Origin of the sequence: Marinimicrobium sp. C6131 (genome assembly GCF_026153455.1) — a bacterium.
Classification (GTDB): domain Bacteria; phylum Pseudomonadota; class Gammaproteobacteria; order Pseudomonadales; family Cellvibrionaceae; genus Marinimicrobium.
In genome coordinates this window covers 479,905-500,912 of record NZ_CP110629.1, presented here as the reverse complement: position 1 = coordinate 500,912, position 21,008 = coordinate 479,905, and the positions used below count along the sequence as shown (strand labels likewise).

General features: G+C 54.7%; 11 protein-coding genes. 4 read left to right on the top strand and 7 right to left on the bottom strand.

The features are described from left to right. Window positions 1-39 precede the first annotated feature (39 nt). The 4 genes from OOT55_RS02130 (at window position 40) to OOT55_RS02115 (ending at window position 5,985) form a co-directional block, all read left to right on the top strand. Window positions 40-2,817, top strand: a complete 2,778-nt coding sequence (locus tag OOT55_RS02130; protein WP_265367517.1) for a DUF349 domain-containing protein — start codon at window positions 40-42, stop codon at window positions 2,815-2,817. A 47-nt stretch (window positions 2,818-2,864) separates the two neighbouring features. Further along, on the top strand, window positions 2,865-3,929 hold the full coding sequence (locus tag OOT55_RS02125; RefSeq protein WP_265367516.1) for a DUF5924 family protein: 1,065 nt from the start codon (window positions 2,865-2,867) through the stop codon (window positions 3,927-3,929). A gap of 64 nt (window positions 3,930-3,993) precedes the next feature. Further along, window positions 3,994-4,266, top strand: coding sequence for a DUF4212 domain-containing protein (locus OOT55_RS02120; protein ID WP_265367515.1), 273 nt, complete (start codon window positions 3,994-3,996; stop codon window positions 4,264-4,266). 3 nt (window positions 4,267-4,269) lie between these two features. Beyond that, window positions 4,270-5,985: a sodium:solute symporter family protein gene (locus tag OOT55_RS02115; RefSeq protein ID WP_265367514.1), complete on the top strand. Its 1,716-nt coding sequence runs from the start codon at window positions 4,270-4,272 to the stop codon at window positions 5,983-5,985. Between the two features lie 72 nt (window positions 5,986-6,057). On the opposite strand, the gene OOT55_RS02110 is transcribed toward OOT55_RS02115, so the two are convergent. From OOT55_RS02110 to OOT55_RS02080, 7 genes are all read right to left on the bottom strand, one after another. Continuing rightward, window positions 6,058-6,459 (bottom strand): SMI1/KNR4 family protein, encoded by a 402-nt coding sequence (locus OOT55_RS02110; RefSeq protein WP_024459619.1) that lies wholly within the window; start codon window positions 6,457-6,459, stop codon window positions 6,058-6,060. A 122-nt stretch (window positions 6,460-6,581) separates the two neighbouring features. Further along, window positions 6,582-7,031 carry a c-type cytochrome gene (locus OOT55_RS02105; protein ID WP_265367513.1) on the bottom strand — a complete coding sequence of 150 codons (450 nt, stop codon included), beginning with the start codon at window positions 7,029-7,031 and terminating at the stop codon, window positions 6,582-6,584. Between the two features lie 198 nt (window positions 7,032-7,229). After that, window positions 7,230-7,637, bottom strand: coding sequence for a hypothetical protein (locus OOT55_RS02100; RefSeq protein WP_265367512.1), 408 nt, complete (start codon window positions 7,635-7,637; stop codon window positions 7,230-7,232). Window positions 7,638-8,213: 576 nt separating this feature from the next. Further along, entirely contained in the window at window positions 8,214-9,050 is an 837-nt protein-coding gene (locus OOT55_RS02095; RefSeq protein ID WP_265367511.1) for a hypothetical protein, read from the bottom strand. A 59-nt stretch (window positions 9,051-9,109) separates the two neighbouring features. Further along, on the bottom strand, window positions 9,110-19,039 hold the full coding sequence (locus OOT55_RS02090; RefSeq protein WP_265367510.1) for a DUF1566 domain-containing protein: 9,930 nt from the start codon (window positions 19,037-19,039) through the stop codon (window positions 9,110-9,112). 375 nt (window positions 19,040-19,414) lie between these two features. Next, window positions 19,415-20,488 carry a DUF2333 family protein gene (locus tag OOT55_RS02085; RefSeq protein WP_265367509.1) on the bottom strand — a complete coding sequence of 358 codons (1,074 nt, stop codon included), beginning with the start codon at window positions 20,486-20,488 and terminating at the stop codon, window positions 19,415-19,417. Between the two features lie 26 nt (window positions 20,489-20,514). Further along, window positions 20,515-20,979 carry a copper chaperone PCu(A)C gene (locus OOT55_RS02080; protein ID WP_265367508.1) on the bottom strand — a complete coding sequence of 155 codons (465 nt, stop codon included), beginning with the start codon at window positions 20,977-20,979 and terminating at the stop codon, window positions 20,515-20,517. Window positions 20,980-21,008 lie beyond the last annotated feature (29 nt).

Below are 21,008 nucleotides of genomic sequence, written 5' to 3'. Positions count from 1 at the left end.
TACAATAACCAAGAACTTCCCAGACGAGCCTGTACTCTTATGTCACCACTAAAGCGACTATTTGGTTCCCGCAACAAGCAACCCTCTCTGGACGAGCAGATCAAGGCGCTGGAAAACCGCCCCGAGTCGGAATTGCTGGCGCTGGTACAGAGCGACACCCAGGAAGCCCTGCGCGAAGCGGCCCTGAATCACCTGAGCTACAACCAGACCCTGCTCAACCTCTCGCTCGGTGATGGCAATGGCCGGCTGCAGCAGGCCGCGCGCAAGCGCATCGGCCAATTACTGGAAGAAGAGCACTTGAGTCTGGAAGAACTGTCCAAAGCGGTGTCCGATGAGGCCCAGTTGCTGGCTCTGAGCAGCTACTCCTCCCGGGCCGGCCAGGCCGTACTCGAACAGATCAATGAACCCGAATTGTTGCTGGAACTGGCGGTGAACGGTGCCAGTATCCAGATCCGCCGGGCGGCGGCCGAGAAAATCACTACCCGCCCCGAGCTGGAAAAACTGCAAAAAGCGGCTCAGGGCCGGGACAAAACCGTGTATAAGCTCGCCAAACAGCGCCTGGAGGCCTTCAAGGCAGAGGACGCCCGGCGTGCCGAGGCCGAAGCCCAGGCTCTGGTGATTTGTGAGAAGCTCGAGCAACTGCTGCGAACCGAGCAGGATCCTCTGTTCGATGCCAAGCTCGACAAGCTGCATCAGGATTGGACCGCCCTGCCCATTCCCCCTGCGGACGCGCTCGCCCAACGCTACCAACAGGCACTGGACGGATACCGCAACAAACAGGCCGAACGAGCCGAGCTGCAGGCCCAACTGGCGGCCCGCGAAGAAGCCGAACAGGCACGTCAGACTGAAGCACAATCCCGGCTCACCGAACTTCACACTCAACTCACGGAGCTGGGCGCCGCGTTGTACACCGCCGACAGCGACGCACTGCAAAACGACCACTGGACCGAGCGGGTTCGTGTGGCCGGCGAGTCGCTGAATGCCCTGGAACCCGCAGCCCTACCCAAGCGTGACCGAGAATCACTGGAGCGCCAGATCAGTCAGTTGACCGAGCTACTGGCGCTGCTGCGTGAGCACGGCACCCTGACACACTGGACGCCACAACTGGCTCAACCGGAGCAGCGTGCTGACGCCCGCAAAGTACTCAAACAACTGGTCAAAACCGCCCGCCAGTGGCCGGAAAACGAACGGCCAACGCCCGTCCTGGAGGCGATGAGGGCCCTCAATGAACTGGACCAACAAGAGAAAACCAAAGAGCAATCACAGCGTAAACACATCCGCGAGGTCGAGGGGCTGGTGCGCCAGGGACTGAGCGCGGCGCAGCGCGGCCAGGTACGGCGGGCGCGGGGACTGCATCGCGCCAGCCAGGAAAAAAGGGAGACACTGGAGCATATCCCGGCCCACCTGGCGAGCAAGTTGGAGGAGCTGGATCAGGCCATCGAACGGCTGAGCGACTGGCATGAATTCGCGGTCACTCCCAAGAAAGAGGCGCTCATTCGCTCCATGCAGGCCCTGGAACACAGCACCATGGACCCGGAAGAGCTGGCCCGCAAGATTCATCACCTCCAGGATGACTGGCGGGAAGTCAGCAAGGGTGTGCCCCATCACGACGAGGACCTGTGGCACCAGTTTCAGGAGGCCTCGCATCGCGCCTTTGAGCCCTGCAAGGAGTTCTTCGAGGCACAGGCCAAAGAGCGCGAAGCCAACCAGGCCAAGCGGGAGGAATTGATCGAGCAGGTGCAGCTCTACCTGAACGGCTATCACTGGGACAGCCCGGTGTGGAAAGACGTCGAGCACACCCTCAAGCAGGCACGGCGCGAGTGGCGCGATGCCTGGCCGGTGCCGCGCCAGGCGGTCAAAGCCCAGGAGGAGCGTTTTGAGCCTCTGATGGATCAACTGCACGCCAAGCTGGGCGAAGCCTACGACGCTCACCGGGCCGAAAAAGAATTACTGGTACAGCGAGCCGAGCAATTGCGCGAGCAGAGCGATCTGCACCAGGCCATTGAAGGCGCGAAAGACCTTCAGGCCCAGTGGAAACAGGTCGGTCAGTGCCGTCCCCGCGAAGATCAAGCGCTGTGGAAGCAGTTCCGCGAACATTGCGATGCCATCTTCGCCCGCCGACAAGCCGAATTTGAGGCAGCCGATCAGGCGCGCCAGGCCCAGGCCGAGCAAGCGGAATCCCTGATCAATGAACTCAAGGCGCTGCAAAAGCAGCCACTGGACAGCCCCGGCGCACAGAGAGCGCGAATTGAGGAACTCAAGGGCCAATTCCAGGCCCTGAAAGAATTGCCCCGCCAGCGGGCACAGGCACTCAACGATACGTTTTACCAGACTCTCAAATCCCTGGACGAGCAGCACAAAGCCGCCCGCCGACAGGCCAGGGAGCGCCAGCGACAGCAGCTGTTCAACGCCGCTGAAGCGGTGCGTGCACTCGAGCTGGCCAGCCTCGAGGGTGGCGATACCACCGCCGCCCGGGAAGAGGCGAGCATCGCCATGGACGCCGTGGAACAATGGCCCGGTGACAGCCAGACCCTGTTGAACCAGCGCCTGGAACGGGCTGACAGCCTGACGCCAGCGGTTCAGGCGGAGAATCTGGAGGCCTTGCGTCTGTTGTGCATCCGCAAGGAAATTGCGACCGGGCAGGAGTCCCCCGAACCCGACAGGGCGCGCCGCATGGCCTACCAGATGGAACAATTACAGCAGGGACTGGGTCAACCATCCGACACGGCGGAGTCGCTGCTAATGGAATGGTTGGCCCTGGGCGGCGTACCCGACCCGGAGTACACCCAACTGCTGGCGCGTTTCCAGCCGCACTGATGCCAGACTCATGCCGATGCTGAGCCGCTGCTACCAACCGGATACTTATGGAACAACCCGGCGAGACACCCGCACAGACCATTGAACGGCCCACCTGGTCACGCCGGGCACTGGACAGGCTGATCGCCCTCCTCAAGCGCTATCCCAAACTGCTGGCGCTGGCAGGCTTTCTGTCCGGCCTTGCCAGCTTTGTCCTGGTCGAGCGCAAACCCGCACTCGCCCAGGTGGTCGCAGTGCTGATGCTGGCCAGTTGGCTCTGGCTGATGTTCGAGAACACACTGCGCCGAAATGCCCTGCGCCTGCTTAAGCTGAAAGTCCCGCGCCCCGCCCTGCACTTCATCACCCAGATGGTGCACCAGGAGAGTCTGTTTTTCGTCCTGCCCTTTTTCTTTTTCACGGTCACCTGGAACAGCGGTCAGACGCTGTTTATGGGGCTGCTGTGCGCGGCCGCGCTGGTCTCGGTCCTCGACCCGCTGTATTACAACCATCTGGCGCAACGGCGCTGGCTGTTTCTCGGCTTTCATGCCCTGGCCCTGTTTGCGGTCATGCTCACGGCGTTGCCCATCATCCTGCATCTGAGTACCGCCCAGAGCTACCCGCTGGCGTTGGGTATCGCCGTGCTGCTGGCCATTCCCAGTGTCATCAGCGCCTTGCCACCCCGGCGCTGGTGGCGCAGCATCGCCCTGGTGGGCGTGGTCGTCACTCTCGGCGCGGCAGGCTGGTACGGACGCCTCTGGGTGCCCCCGGCCACACTGTGGCTGACTCAGGTGGCGCTGAGCACCGATATCAATATTCAGGATAAGAGCCCGGGCAACAGCGTCAAACGACTGACCGAAACCCAGTTGCATCAGAAGGGTCTATATGCCTACACCGCGATAAGGGCACCACGGGGACTGAACGAGCGGATTTACCATGTCTGGCGTCTGAACGGTGAGATCGTCGATACCATTGCCCTGGACATTCAGGGAGGTCGCAAGGAGGGGTATCGAGCCTGGACACACAAGCGGCACTTCCCGGAACGTGCGGTGGGCGACTGGCAGGTGCAAGTGATCACCGAGGCACAACAGATGATCGGTGTGCTGCGCTTTGAGGTTACAGCGATCAGGAATTGACAGGCCCCTTATTTTCCTTTTCACTTGAAGCCTTACCGATAAGCATAATAACCGGAGTTTTACTATGGCTTTTGCGTCCAAGGAAGCCGCCAGAGAGTATTGGCGGGCGAACATCAAGTTGCTGGCGGTGCTGCTCAGCATCTGGTTCATGGTCTCGTTTGGTGCGGGCATCCTGCTGGTGGACTGGCTCAATCAATTTCGCATGGGTGGCTTCAAACTGGGCTTCTGGTTTGCCCAGCAGGGTTCCATCTACACCTTTCTGGTCCTGATTTTTGTCTATGTGTACAAAATGAATCAGTTGGACCGCCGCTTCGGTGTCCGGGAAGACGAGGAGTAGTTCATGGAAGCCCAAACGCTCATCTACCTGGTGGTTGGCGCCACCTTCGCGCTCTATATTGGCATCGCGGTCTGGTCCCGGGCCGGTAGCACCGGTGACTTCTACATTGCCGGCGGTGGCGTGCATCCGGTGGCCAACGGCATGGCCACGGCCGCCGACTGGATGTCCGCCGCCTCCTTCATTTCCATGGCCGGCCTGATCGCCTTTCTCGGCTATGACGGTAGCGTCTACCTCATGGGCTGGACCGGCGGTTATGTGCTGTTGGCCTTGTGCCTGGCGCCCTATCTGCGCAAATTTGGCAAGTTTACCGTGCCGGATTTCATTGGTGATCGCTACTACTCGCAGATGGCTCGCACCGTTGCGGTGGTGTGCGCCATTTTTGTGTCGTTCACCTATGTGGCCGGACAGATGCGCGGGGTCGGCGTGGTATTCTCCCGCTTCCTGGAAGTGGATGTGACCACGGGTGTGCTGATCGGCATGGGCGTGGTGTTCTTTTACGCGGTGCTCGGCGGCATGAAGGGCATTACCTACACCCAGGTGGCTCAGTACTGCGTGATGATTTTTGCCTACACCGTGCCCGCGATCTACATCAGTCTCCTGATTACCGGCAACCCGATTCCGCAACTGGGCTTTGGTGACACCCTGGCGGACGGCTCGGGGACCCATCTGCTCGACAAGCTTGATGGCCTGACCCGGGAGCTCGGCTTTACCGCTTTTACCGAGGGGAAAAAGTCCACCATCGACATGTTCTGCATTACCGCCGCGCTCATGGTGGGCACGGCGGGCCTACCGCATGTCATCGTGCGGTTTTTCACCGTCCCCAAAGTGCGCGACGCCCGCAAGAGCGCCGGCTGGGCGCTGCTGTTCATCGCCGTGCTCTACACCACCGCCCCGGCGGTGGGCGCTTTTGCCCGCACCAACATGATCGAGACCATCAATGGCCCCGAGGGCCAGGGGGTAGCCCGGGAAAACATGCCCTCCTGGGTGGATACCTGGGAGACCACGGGGCTGATCCAGTGGCAGGATGAGAACGGCGATGGGCGGCTGTTCTACAGCAACGACAACCGCAATGAAATGACCATCGACCCGGACATTCTGGTGCTGGCCAACCCGGAAATCGCCGAGCTGCCCAACTGGGTGATCGCCCTGGTGGCCGCTGGTGGCCTGGCCGCCGCGCTGTCTACCGCCGCCGGGCTGTTACTGGTGATCTCCACCTCAATCTCCCACGACCTGCTCAAACGCAATCTCATGCCCCGGATCACCGAGAAACAGGAGCTGATGGCGGCGCGCCTGGCCGCCGCCGGGGCGATCGGCGTGGCGGGCTACCTGGGTATCAACCCGCCGGGCTTTGTCGCCGAGGTGGTCGCCTTCGCCTTTGGCCTGGCGGCGGCGAGCTTCTTCCCGGCGATCATCATGGGGATTTTCTTCAAACCCATGAACCAGTGGGGCGCCGTCGCGGGCATGCTCACCGGGCTGGTGTTCACCGCCAGCTATATTCTGGTATTCAAGGGGGTATTCTTCGAACCCTTGCTGCCCAATACCGCCGAATACTGGCTGCTGGGTATCTCACCGGAGGGCATCGGGTTTGTCGGCATGCTGCTGAATCTGGCCGTGGCTCTGACCGTGCGCCAATTCACCCCGGATGCGCCGCCGCATGTCCAGGACCTGGTGGAAAGCATCCGCTTCCCTCAGGGCTCAAGCGGCCCCAGCGCCCACTGACCGGCCCACACCGGTATTTAAACCCGGCATTAAAAAAGGGAGCGTCTGCTCCCTTTTTTAATGCCCTGCTTTTCAGCTCTCGAGCCAGACCTCATCAATCCAGCGCCAGACATCATCCCAGCTCTCATCGGTCAGATCGCCATCGCGCCAGAACAGGACTTCACCCTCCGGCTCAACGCAGTAATAGTTGCCGTTGGTCTCACACAGCGGCAACAGGTAACGGGGCAGGCCCATTGACCAGGCCACCGCCGCCACCTCGGGCAGGTAAGTATGGGCATGGGGGTCAGCGGCGGTCACTGGCTCCAACGAACCGGTAACCACATCGCTGGCCAGAAGCAGGAAACGGCGCATCTCACGCGGGATGGGCAGAAGCACCTCCTCCTCCACATCCACCAGGTCTTCGTGACTGGGCAGCTCCAGGGGTACCGGCACCGGCTGATGCGCCGCCCTCAGTCGTTCCAGGGTTTCTTCCATTGTGGGCTCTTGCATTGCGAAAGGACCGTCAATGCTAGCGCCCCATCCGGCATCTGACAAGCCGTGGTGCCAAACCCGACCCGGCGCTGCAGCAGATGCGGTGGCGACTGCTTGAGTCGCAATCAGGGGTAGTACATGTGGTAGTGGCTCTGCGCGTAGGGGTTCAGCTCATAGTAAGACTCCAGAAAAGCCACCAGATCAATCAGCTCACTGACGGTCATGACGTCGTTGTAGTTGCGCATCAACGATTGCCCGGCGTCGTCCGTGATCTGCTCATCCTGGTAGCCGCTGGCCAGCCGATGGGAGGGATTGATGACGGAGGTCAGTAGCTCGGCGTAGGTTTTGACCTTGGTGACGGTGCCGCCGAGAATGATCGGCGTGTCCAGCTCTCGCTCAGTCACCACCGCATCGTAGCCCTGCAACCGATGACAGGACAGGCAGTCATACTGGACAAACACCTGCTCGCCCCGTTCAAGATCCCCTTCGGGCAGACTGAACCCCCGGGGTGATTCCGGTCCCTGGCTGCACGCCGTCAGAAAAAACACGAATGCAAAGAGTAATGAATATTTCACGGTGAACACCTCTAGCCGACATCGAACGAAGTCTGAATCCTTACAACCCGATTCGAGATCTATTAAGTGTTGTCGACGGTGGTGTTTTCGCAACCCGATTCACTGTTTTCAGGGAGTCTATAAAGGGCGTATTTGAGCCAGATCAAGAATTGATTAAAAATCAACCAAACTGGTACGTAGCTGAGCAAATTCCAGCTATCACCGCTTCCTCGTGACGATAACTCTGGTAGCGACCATTGACCCTCCAAAAACGCCAACATCATCACGATCACGCATGGTGTAAACACCTTCAACCGTTATATATTTTCCACTTAAGGACTGAAGTCGCGCCTTATCGCCCAATCCATCCTCCGGGAAATTTTGCCAGTAAACATCCTCGTCCAGATTTATCCAAATAGCATCCTTAACCATCCCGTAATCGGCTTGATCTTTTGAGAAGTATAGTGCGGACTCATCGAGGCCGGACTGATAGTACCCGGTAACGATAACTTCACTTCCATCATATCGATTACCATTAACAACAAGATACATTAATGAAACGCTTGGAGAAATCTTATTTTCACAGGCGACCATAAAAAACAACAGAAAAATAAGCGCCAACCTCATCTTACACAGCTCTCCCAGTCAGAAATTTCAAAATCATTGGTTTCGAAGTTGAATTCATAGAGTTCACCAGTAACCGAATCATACTTTTCCATTGCCACGTATGAATAAGATTGCCATCCGTAAGTTCCTCTAGGAAGCCTCTTTGGGCACCATAGGTCAACTCATATCCGTCACCTACATAGTCTCACCTGCTTCGCAACGCCGGCCAGTCAACAGCTGGACAATGATCAGGGGTTGCAAGATCAACGAAAAACCGTTTATGAAGGAGCGAATAAACTGCAATCGAGGCACCGGCCGTGAGAGGTGCGGGACTAAAACTCCGGCGTTGACGCACCCCTCAACCTCGGAGAGGTCCCGGAGATTAGATAGCAATTAATTAGAGGCCAGACACACATTACTGGACAACTTTGTGGAAACTACCGGTTCGACGGATTCGTGCCAATTACCCCGATGCTTTGTGCAGCGCCGCATCATGGGAATCGTCGGAGGTGGTGATTGGAATATTCTCGGTTAACGGGTACCGGGACCTTTTTGAAATCAGTTTCAGAACTCCATAAAAGTGGGCGTAAAAAATGGCTATTCATTACGCATAAATAGACTTTCAGCAACATGCTCATTCTCTAAAATTCGCACTTCAGCGCCGGACAATAAATCATACAAATAAGCGTTATACTTCTCAAAAAATATAAATTTAGACTCCGTTCTCCCATATATGATACTTTCACCTCCAGGGATAACGGAAACTCCATAGGCCCGACCTAATCCGTCTAGCTTATTCATATCACCTGTGACAATATTAAAGGTAACCAGCTCTTCTTTCTCTAGATCTGTGCAAATCAATTCATTTCTATCACCCAGCCATGCCAAGGGTATGTAACCTGTTAGAATAGCTGACTCCAATTCGGACGTTTCTAAGTTATACTTTGCAACATCCCCCTCGCCGACCACAAAAACTACTTCATCATCTGATATCTGAACAGGCTGGGTTTTTATTGACCGATCGATTCCGTTTGACAGCTTTAAAGGGGCTGGCGCCATCGCAATCTTATGGCTTGAATAGACACTCTCTATCGGAGACACAAAAAGCCAACTACTCCCGTCACTTAAAACATCATAAAAAAGTATTTTTTTGTGTTTCCCTACATAAGTCGGAAGATCACCTGAACGAACATTTACTAATTCTCGACTCTCAAAACCATAGGCCTTAATAAAACAACCCAATTCACCATCGCACTCACTAAATATCAATTTAGTTTCACCAGCCAACGTAAGCCCGGTTATGGAGGTTCCCACTTTATTTCCATCATACAAAAGGTTCTCCTCAGGCCATCCTTTGGAAAAATTCACTTCTTTTATACTTTTTCCACCATTGGTAAATATAAGCCTGCCATTAGCATTCATAGATTTATCCACACTGCAACCGGACAACTGAAAACAGAACAAAGATATGATAACACCTAAGACCCTAGATATTATTTGCATGGTTCACCTTCTCGTTTTTCGAGATCCATGTACTCTCTTCTTACTTTCTCAATCCAGTCTTGGCAGTTAGAGCCTATAAGACAATAGTTCCCCGCACCTACATTTCTGATAGCTTCTCTCATCAACGCATCGTCATAGGATTTGAAATCTGATCTCCAGAAATCGCCCAATCGACTCGCATCATCCGGCCGTACGACACCAGGCTCATTCCAGCTTCCATTATCTCCAAAAAATCCTAGATTCGACGGTTCCCTCCCATCCTCGAAGAAAACCTGCTCGTGTACAAGCTCTGTATTAAGGGCGTCATCTACCAAATTGGTACCTATTGTCCTTGCAATCCATCTCGGAGTGTTTCCTACCGGCCTTTTTGCAATGTACGCCAATCCCAAAGGGTCAAAAAAGTTAACCGGATCATTTAGCACATACCCATACAGGTTGGTATCACCACCACCGAACCCGATCGGGTCCCGCGCCGTCCAGCGCCCGGCCTCTGGATCATAGTCGCGATACCCAAACCGTAACAATCCCGTATCCGTGTCATGTAGGCCCCCCGCAAACCCGAACGGTATCTCGAACTCCGGGTTGCTGTCGTCGGTGATATTGCCATAACTGTTGTAGCGGATGGCTTTGACGACCGAACCGCTACTGTCGGTGATGACTCTTGGGCTGCCGAGATGATCGGTCTGTATATAATACCGCTGGCCACCTTGCGTGAAGCTGGTAGGCGTGTGACCGACCGTGTACTCAAACCGTTGTTTGAGGTTGTTCTGACCATCGTAGACAGCCAGCAGAGTCGTCAGATCCTGCCACAGGTAGCGCTCTACCACCTCACCATCAACGAGCTTGGCGACCCGTTGGCCTAGGGCATTATGGCGATACTCAATGGACTTATCCGGGGTGTCCACCTGCAGCAGCTGCCCCTGGCTGCCGTAGAGGTAGGTGGTGAGGGCCGGGCCGTCTTGAGCTTCCTCCACCTTGCCATTGATCCGCCCGTTGGCGTCGTAGGTGTAGGTGGTATTGCCCCGGCTTTCCAACTGGTCGCCAGCGGTGTAGACCGCGGATTCGGCGTCCACACCGACTTCGGTGCTGGTCTGAAGGGTTCGGTTTCCGTTGGCATCGTAGGCATAGGCTTCTACGATTACCCCCTCTTTGATGACCTCCACCAGGCGACCACGGCCGTCGTAGTCGTATTCATACACTGCCGTGCCGGTTGGAGTCTGCTCGATTTTTCGGACAATCCGGCCCGCCGGATCGTACTCCAGGTCGTAACCATAGGTATTCGTCCCGGATTGATAGTAATCTACCGCCGTGGATTCGCCATAGCCATTCCATTGCCACGTCTGAGTCAGATTGCCATCCTTGAGCTCCTCCAGGAAGCCGCTTTGGGCGCCATAGGTCAGCTCATACCCGTTGATTTCTGTCAGAAGTCCGTCATCGTCGTAGCCGATAGAGGTGCCGGCACCAGCATAGCTCATATTGCTTACCCGGAAATCTGCGTTATAGCTATAGCCAAGCGTCGCGCTAACCCACCCTTCATGACGTAACTCGGTCAGCAGGGTGCCATCGTACGCGTAGTGGACTTTATCCTCGCCCCGCTCAACCCGAGCGGGCTGATCGGCTTGCTGGTAGTAATATCGGGTATCAGCTTCCGGCGTCTCGACTCGGATCAGGAGCCCATTCTCATAAATGTAGTCAATGGTGTCTCCTGATGGCAGCGCTATTTGTGTCAGCTGCTTTTCCAGATTGTAAGTGTAGGCAGCCGGGGGAGTATCGGGGCGGTCTTCCGTCTCTACCTTGTTGACGCCGTTGAACGTCGATTCATGGTCCGCCTGCGTCGGCACCGTTACCCGGGTGGCGTTACCATTGGCGTCATACTCTGTGACCGTGCTGTTACCGTCGGGGTATATGACTTTGCTCACCCTCCCTAACAGGTCATATTCAAACTCGGTGGAGCGCTCATCAGGCGTGGTTATTCTGGTCAGCCGTCCCAACGCGGCAACATCATCATAGGTGTACGTCGTCGTGCGATCGCCCACCCGTTCCTCAACAAGGCGACCGCGGCTATCGTACTCATACTCCCGATCGTGCTGGCCTGGTGTTTCCAGCCGCTGCGTCAGCAATGTATCGGGATCGGCATACAGCGCAGTCACCCGCCCTTCAGGCGAAGTAGTCCGGGTGACGCCGGTTCGACTGTCAATCTCGATCAGCGTGGATTTCCCGTTCTGGCTGGCGGTGACCGTGTAGTGCGTGGTGTCAGCACCGTTTTCTCTGTACTGCTTATCGAGTTCAGTGGTACTGATCAGACCCTCTGGCGTGGTAACCGTAACGGTGTCAGTGCGAGGCCGTTGAGTTTTCTCGTCAAGGACCTTATCGAGAACCGTGGTCATTCCGTAGGCCGTTATGGTTTCCCTCAACTCGTCCGCGCTGCGCACCAGAACGGACATAGCCCCCGTTTTATCAGTGGTCGTGACTTCGACATCACCGTTGGCCCGAACCCGACGCTCAACCTCATGACGATTGGCTTCCGCCGTGTCATAGCCAAAGCGATCCCAGCCAATATCCAACCGCTCATCAAACAGCTCCCAGAAGCCGCCCATTGGGTCTTTTGCTATCAGCAGCCGTCCTGAGTCGTCGTACTCCCGTTCGTAGCCATGTCCATTGGGGTCGATCTTTCCGGTGAGCAGACCTCCGTTCTTATAGTTGAACTGGTAGCCGGTATCGTCTTCATATTGCACACCAGTCAGGTGGCCCTGCTGGTTCACTGTCAGCGAAGTGACCTCGCCATTGGGCGCCACAATGCGGGAGGGGGTTCCGTCCTGATTCCGGTCGATCGTCAGAGCGCTGCCGAAACGGTCCACAATACGGATTACCCGGCCAGCGTCATCATACTCCAGGGTGCTGAGCTCAACACCGCTGTTCAGGTCTATAGTGGCGGTATGGCGATCGTCGCCATCAAACCGGTAAGGTGATCGGGCCGCCGTACTGTCTTCGCGGACGCAGCGGACATGGTATTGGTCGAGTTTATCGAAACGCTCACTGTTAAAACCGATGCTCTCAATGGCCCATGCCTGTTCCTCATCCGTAATATTGGTGGTTGAACTCCAGTACGGGTTTCGCTCGGGTGCCAGATAAGTCCAGTGTACATCATCAGGGAGGCTCGTCTGATACTGAAAGACCGGATTTGGCAGGATATAAAGTAGCTCGTTAATGTTGGGGAGTCGCCAGTTGTTGTACCCGGCGTGCTGTGAGGTCTCGCAGTAATCGATACTGTCCAGCCAACTGAGCGTCAGCGTCGCGTTATCGGCGCTGTCTTGCCACATCAGACCATTGTCTTTATCGATGACGACCTGATCCGATTCATTCCTATCCAGGGAGACGATATTGCGTTCATCCAAGGGCGCACCACGGACACAGAGGGCGGCCAACTCTCTCTGATCGTTATTAATAGTGTTCGCGTTCCATAATTCACGCCCCCTGGACAGGCTGTGAATTCGTCTGACGGCATCTCCGGTCGACTTGTCAATGGTATACCCTGCCTCTTTGGGCGTGGGGAGCCGCCAATCCGTTTGTCCAGCCACTTCAAGGTCGGCACAGTACTGCGCCGCCTCCAGTCGGGTTGCGGTGCGGAAAGGGGTTCTCTCATTCTGCCATTGCAACCCGGTCACTCGGTCCTGAAGAACATTGCCATCAGTGATCGTATAGTCAATGTTCTTACCACCTGCCTGATAATAGCCATCATCTCCGTCTACATAGCTGGCAGTCTGACCAGTTCTGAGAATCAATGATGGGGTAGCCGCTGTATGGACTCCACCATTACCCAGGTAAACGGTCCCCTCTGAGAGCGGGCCCAGCTCATGAACCGACGACAATGACCAGCCTTCCGCCAACTGACTGTGATATGTATTCTTGATCGTGATGCCGCGTTGACGCCATGCAATAAAGTTCTCCCTGGCGGGCACCTGGGTTTCCGATTCACCTTCGGTCGCCCAGGCAACCGCAAACTCTGATGGAGGCCGCTGCTCCGAAGCCGCATTCCCCGCACTCAGGTATTTGACGCCATGCTCATACCCAAGGCTCACTCGGCCACTGACCAGACCTTCCGCGATGGTCCCATCCGGGTGGGTACCATCCCATACAAACTCCGCTTCCAGCCCGGTTTGTGGGTCAAAACTTTTCTCAAACACACGGCCGGCAATCTCCAGTCGGGCGATCATACGCACTGGCATCACGGGTATTTCGTCACCACTCAGTGCCACTCGAATCTTATGATGATAGCCTTGGGTTCGCTGACTGCTGTAGTGCAGTGTAAGATTGCTTCCGGCGATATCAATGTCTTCATGGAAGGACTGCTGATAAGGCTTGGCGTAAGAGCCGGTAGCCACACAGGCTTCGTCGTACTCATCTTCCTCGCTCAGCTCGGGGTCCACCTCATCGGGAGCTTCCTCATCCCCTGCGCCCCAGTTGTAATCCAACGGCGTCATATGATTGAAACTTCCCCACCAGAGGGTGTCTCCCGCCGAATAGGACTCCAGCCCAATGACCTCATCTGCGGTGTTGCCATTGCCGTTCAAATCATCAGGCTGGCCGTCACCGGTGTAATCCAAACCATCCACTACGCCATCGCTGTCGGAGTCGAGAAGCTCAACGACGACACCGTTGCTCGAAGCAACCCATTCACTAATTCGTCGATCAAAGTAGCCGATGGGAACAATTTCACCCACATCGAAACTCAGAAAGTTGTCGACAAACATGACAACATCGCCGTCAAAATGAACGGAATCCGTATAGTGCGTGCCGTCGACATGCAGGTCAGAAGCCCAGGTAAATGCCGTTTCTCGAGGAAGCTCACCTGGCATGGACGAGGGTGATTCGAATTCGGTGGCACTGAACTGAAACTGCTCAATGGGTCGCTCCGAGCCATCGGCAGACCGAATGACAGCGGACGTAATGCCATTGAATATAACGGTGGCTTGTCGATCACCAAATTCGTCAGAGACAAGGCTCGACTGGTGCACTTGAGGCTCACCGCTTGAGAGGTTGATATTTGTCACCTTACTATCCCGCTCGAGAAGCGTCACCTCCTCTAGAGAAGACCACTGACCTGAGCCACCCGTGCCAGAGCGCTGAAGGACGAGATAGCCCGGCTTCTCGTAAACCACCGTTTGCTCTCCCGCAGGACCTGCGATAATGAACCGGCCGTCCATGTCCGTGGTTACTGAGCCATAGTTTCTGGCATGCAGGAAGCTGATCTGCACCCCGGACAGCGGAACACCGTAGCGATCTTGCACCGTACCAGTGAAGACCGCCATGGCATAGGGGTCAAAATCCGCTTCGACTCTTTGCTCCTCCATGGCAGGAACAAAGGTCGGCAATGTGGCGTTTTCAGCAAGATAAGGAGCTACAGATCCAGCTCTGGTGCCCGTAAGCGATTCCACGTCTAAAGCTTCTCCGACCGTGACCTGGATTCTGTTGGAATCAATGTAATCCAGCCCCAAGGCATCCGAAACATACACAGTAGCGTAACCAGATCGGCGACCAATTACCTCTCCGTTTGCTATAGACACCACTGAACTATCTGTTACTCGGTGCGATAGCGTGTCAGTCAAATCACGCACCTCGCCTCCCCCGTAATGACCAATAATACTCAACGCCGCGCTTTGCCCAACTGCAAGGTGAACGTTAGAGGGGACAATGGAAATGCTCTCAAGACCAGGAATGAATTCCCTTTTAGCTGAGGAGCTTCGGAACGTTAGAGTATGGTGATAGCACCCTTGAGAATTGGAGAAATCCGACACCTGAAGCCGGTCGCCATCCCAGGTTGGCCCCTGATCAATTGTGTTGAAAACCGTAACGGCTCCATGAGTTGACACGCTATCTGCTCCGGGCTGATAAAGCCCCGTTGCCACCCCAAAGCCAGCCACTCCCTCCGAGAAGGGATCGCCATTGTTTTCCTGAAGTCCCTTTTGCAACAAATGTTTTCTATGACCCCAATCATCTCCTTCCGATAAGCCGAACCTCCTATACCAATCCTTGTCTTCGTACAACCACGCATATATGGCTCGAACCAGCGCATAATCCTGTGAGACTGGATCTTCAAAATTGTGCACTCCAGCCAATGACTCTGCTTTCCTGATATAGGAATCCGAGTTTGTCATTACATAGTCTTCGGTCCGCATCCTCTGCAACGGTGTTTGCCCGTCATTGTAATGACCTACAACCTGGTTGTTGGTCAAAATATAGTCAGCGTAGTTCTTGGCCGAACTCTGAATGGATGCATCCACACCGGAAAAGGGCTTCAGACCTCGGGCAGAGCGTTCCGAATTGACAAGGTACAATCCTTTATCCTGAAGGCTTAACTGATCCCAAACATTTTGCTCGGGCATAATCAGATAAGTATTAACTGAGGGATCGACATATCTCGCGTAATTGAAAGCCGAGGCTATTGATTCAACATTAACATCTTCTCCAACGCTCCAATATATGTTCTCCTCCGGGTTTACTTCGATGTAGCTAAAGTCAGACTTAACAGAATTATAGGGGCACGAAAACAGATATGGAGTTCTCATGTTAAAGAAAACCTCTACATCACGATCACGATCCATTAAGACAGTGCACTCATCAAGACTCTTTGAGCACAGACCACCCCAACTGAAGAACTCCGACCCAGAATCAGCATGATAAGAGAGGGTCACAGTAGAACCTTCCGAAACCAGAAACTCACACTCTTCTTGATCACAAGTTTCATAACTTTCATGATTTACGAACACCCTCCCGTCGCCTCCTCCAGAAAGCCGAATAGAAATCGACTTTTTGGGGAAATCACCTCCCCCACGCACGAACCGTACATTCGCTTCATTTTCAGAATAAACAACACCATAACTACCATCGCGGAAATCAACTGCGATGTTCTTCGCCGCCCCCCACCCTTGACTCGGCTCAAACGTAGATGACATATAGTCCACATTCTCCGTCGAAGGAAAGTAGTTCTCGGCAATAGTCGGCTCATCTCTACCGGTTGGTAAACATGAGCTCTCATGCTTTCCCCAATAAGTCGGATTTCCGGAGCTACAAAAAACCAATGTTCTTAATTCGTTGTACGCCGGAAGCCGCCACCCCATATCTGAGGCTATAGCATTTGCTTCGGAGGAATTTAAAGGAACAATGTCTCCGATGCAGGACTCCCCATCCCATTCCTGGCCATAGCTACAACGCTGCCACTCTAAATCTGTTGTCGAATCATAGATTATGCCTCTCTCATCGCCCCTAACCTCATACCGGTCATCGATGAAGATGGCCTCCAGGGCTTCAACCTCATGCCAATTCGTCACTTCACACCTAGGGTCGAAACCGCTACAGAGCCCATTCCACCGGTAGAACTCAGCGCCATCATCCGGAGTAGCTTCCACGAGGATAGAGTTTACATTTGAATAATTCGCAACACATGAGTCACCACAAGCCTCTCCGTTTACGGTAATTTCGCCCGCACTGCTGCCAGTGACGCTCATGTTTATCTGGACTGACTCGGGAGGCTCCGGATCGCGAACCAAGCGAAAGGCGCCACTAGAGAACCCTGAAATATAGCCTGCTTTTCCATTATCAAAATCTCTTACTACAGGCCAGCCATTGTCTGCCGTCGTGGACGACCAGTAATTCATCTTGGGCGTATTTGGAAACGCCCAACTCGCTATCGTGGGGGCTGTGTATTCATTATGGCATGGGCTACTTTGCGCCCCTTCGAATGAAGGGCTTCCAGAATCACAATACACAACAGAAGCCAATTCGCTATTTGTGGGAAGTCTCCAGCCTCCGGGAAACACTCTCTCCGTCAGGTCATACCAGACGTCCGTCTCAGCATCTCCCGCGCATGTAACGCCAGTCCATTCCTGCCCATATGAGCAACGCTGCCACTCTAAACCGGTCTTATTGTCAACCACAACGTTTTCACCAGAAAACTCGTAGCGATCAACCAGAAAGTGAGCATGAATTTCCTTATCCTTATCTATATCAACCATACAAACGTGGTCGGTACTTCGACATCCTCCACTCCAACGTGCGAATACAGACCCCGGCGCTGGCACGGCCAGAACTTCGATTTCACCTCCCGCCTGAAGTGCCAATTGGCACTCTTCTCCGCAATCCGTACCTTCCTGGTCGACTAGAATCTCTCCCGAGCCCTCCCCCATTTTCTTGAGGAGTAAATTGTACTGACTTTTGCCATCACCTCGAACTAGGCGAAGGTAAGCGTTCAAGTATGCTTCAATCTCGCCCAAGTGGTCATACTCTGCATGAGGAAGTGATCGACTCTCTCCATTAAAGAAGTTTACGGTCCAGTAAGAGTCGTCTAACTTTACCGTCGGGGTACTTGACCAATAGAGCGATTTTGGTTGTGCCCCGGGGAAAACTTTATCATTCAGAGTAGGCGATCTAGAATCGGTCCGACAGCCTTTAGATTCAATATCCTCATCAGCCAGACCTGAACTACAGTGGACGAGAGCCTCAAGCTCTTCCCGATTCGGGACGCGCCAACCCTCCTCAAAATTCTGAGATTGAGCTTGAACCAGCTCGTACTCCTCACTTTCGCCCACACACTCGGAACCATTCCACTCGGAACCATTCGCGCACCTTCGCCATTCAAGCCCGGTTTCCAGATCTACAACAATACTGCTATCGGTCTCACTAATTTTGTACCTTTCATCTATAATATCGCCTGGCTGACCAGGGCGTGGCTGGAATGTCGCCTCAATCGTGCAATTCGACGACAGATTTTCAACGGAGTATCCATCCTGACTCAACACTCCACCGCAGCCGGTGACTGAATCGATGATGTAGCCATCCTGCGCCGTAACAACAAATAATGCAGACGTACCCTCTTGAACCCTGAGCTCCAAAGGTTCCATCGAACCAAATCCATCTGTTTGGGTGGATACGAGATAGTTTGCGGGTGCCTCGCTTGACGAGGAGCTTGACATTGATGAACTGGACCCCACACTGGTCGAACTTGAACTTGAACTGGAGCGAGAGCTGGACGCACTTTCGGAAACAAGTTCGAATTCGAGCCAATTGATGTTCCAATCCCCAGCTAAAGCCTTTACTACCAAGGTGAATTCACCTTCAGGTAGGGCAACTGCTTCTTCGACAGTTGTCCACGACTGCCACGCACCGGTTCCTGCAAAGTTGACTACATGGGATAGATCCTCAATATCTTCAGACTCAAGCATGAAGCGATCTAATGCCCCTCCCCTGCCCGCGACACGGAAGCGGACTTCATATTCGCCCGGTGCCGGCAACCGGATATCATACGATATCCAATCATCAGCTTCGGTCCACCCGACATTTTCTCCACCGCCGACGTCATCAGTAGCCTCCAGCTGCATTCCATAGATCTCAAGATAGTCTTCCGCTTCAACTCGAACTACGGCATTTTCTGGTGAGGAGGCACTACTTGAAGCGCTTGATTCTGATGAGCTTTGTGAGAGGGATTCTATTTTTATCCAGTTGAGATTCCATCCACCCCCGGATGCATACAGTCTGAAGGAGTCTATGTCGGAGTCCAGAAATACGTCTGCATTTACAGTTGTCCAATTCTGCCAACCACCGGTGGCACCGAATTCAATATTCGATACGTTTACCGAGCCGTTATCTGCCTGGATTTCAAACTGCCCTTCCCTCTCCAGTGCAGCGACTCGAAATGACAACCGATATTCGCCCGCCAACAGCGCCGTGTCATAAGAGATCCAGTCACCCGCATCAATCCAGCCCACATTACTGCCTCCACCCTCATCGCTGGTGGCTTCAGTTCTGACTCCGGACATATCCGAGTAGTTTTCAGCTTCGATGGTCGTGGTTTGAGCTGATGAGAACGTAGAGAATATCGCCAGTAATACAGCGACTGAAAGGGCGGCGATCAAGCGTCCGTGCATTGCGGATTTCCTTCAAGCGGAGTTGGCTATTCAAAAGGAAGCGGGGGTGGGAAATAAAAAGTGCCCGCACAACAATTCCTTCATGTTCGACGGGGCGGATTCTAAACCACAAAAGTAAATAGTCTCAAAGGGGAGAAGTATCGAGCTCCTGGTGAATGGCGCGTATTATTTTTTCATTGCGAGGAGGTAGCCGCCACTCGATTTTCGAGCAGGATTATTTTTATTGGGAAATCAATAGATTACCAGTAGACAGAATAGATTCTGGCACCAAACGTCAAAGCAGCAAAGTTTTCTTATATTTTTTTGAAATATATAACCGCCCGGCTCTTGCATAAAGAATAGCGCGACAACATGGCCCACGCCCCCGACTTTGATTCACCCCCGATCCAACAAACTCCGCAAGTCAATCAACGCCGCGTTGGCGCGGGAGATATAGGAGGCCATCACCAGTGAATGATTGGCCAGCAGACCAAAGCCGCTGCCGTTGAGGATCATCGGACTCATCAGCGAGCGCTGGGTGGCTTCCAGCTCACGGATGATCTGCCCCAGGCTGACCCGGGCGTTTTTGTCATCAAGCACGTCGGCAAATTCGATTTCCGCCGCCTTCAGCAGGTGAATCAGCGCCCAGGCTGAACCTCGGGCTTCGTAATACACATTGTCCAGCTCGGTCCAGGGCGTCTTGACGATCACCTCCCCCGGGGCCACTTCCCGGGGCTCGCCCATGCGCAGAGGCAGGTCAGTATTCAGCCGGCGTTGACCGACACTGGCACTGAGACGCTGGGACAGGCTACCCAGGCGGGTTTCCACGGTACTCAACCAATAGCGTAGATTATCGGCGCGGGTGTAGAACTCGGCGTTCTGATCACTGATACCCGTCAGCCGATCAAGGTAGCGACGGGTGTACTGAATGCCCTCACGATACTGGCGCTCAGTGGCCGGCATGATCCAGCTGTCGGTGTTGAAGTTGAAGCGGGATTCGGCCAACGCCAGATCCTGATCCTCGCGGGATTGGGACTGGGAGCGACTGAACGCCTCGCGCATGGCTTTGCTGGCATCGCGCACCTGAATGACCACGCCGTACTCCCAGCTCGGCATATTATCCAACCACAGTCCCGGGGGCGTAATGTCATTGGTCAGATAGCCGCCGGGTTTTTCCAATAAGGTTTCCGCCACGCCAATCAGCGTTGACGTCATCACGGCACCGCGCTCACGCTTCCCACCGCGTTCTTCAACCTGCGCCGTCACATATTCCTCCACGGTGAAAAAACCGGGGGTCATGCTCCAGTAAATGCCCACTACCAGCGCCAACAACACGTAGAGGCCCAATACGGCTAAACCAATTTTCACCCTTACCCCCAACCGGGAGACATCATCACGGGTGTCGGCAAAGGTATCCCGAAGCTTGCGCTGCAGGTGGATCCAGAACTGTTTGGCTTTGGACATGGGCATAGCGACTTCCTGTTCGATGGGATGCGTTAATGGTCGTGATGGGGCCGATCAAACACACTGACGGCATAGGCCTTGACGGCCTGCTTGCTGCCATCATCAAACGTCAATATCAAGTGTAGCGGATCTCCGGTGCGGGGGCGGCGTTTCAGGTCAAAGAGCATGACATGGTAGCCCCCCGAGGCGAAACGCACTTTCTCACCGGCGGGAATCTCCACGGCATCCACCTGACGCATGCGCATCATGCCGTCCACCGTGCGGTGCTCGTGCAGTTCGGCACGCTCGGCAAATTCCGTCGATACCGAGACCAGCGAGCGCGCCTGCTCGCCGGTGTTGTGCAACAGAAAATAAGCAGAGGTCAGATTTTTACCCGGTAGCGGGACCCGCACCGTCGCATCGGTAACGGTCACCGTGGCTGCCGGGGGTTCCGCACTGAGCGGAGCCACACCCAGCGCAAGCGCCAACAGTATGGTATGCAATAGTCGTTTTAACATAACCGTATTCTCCAGAGCCGTGTTTATGC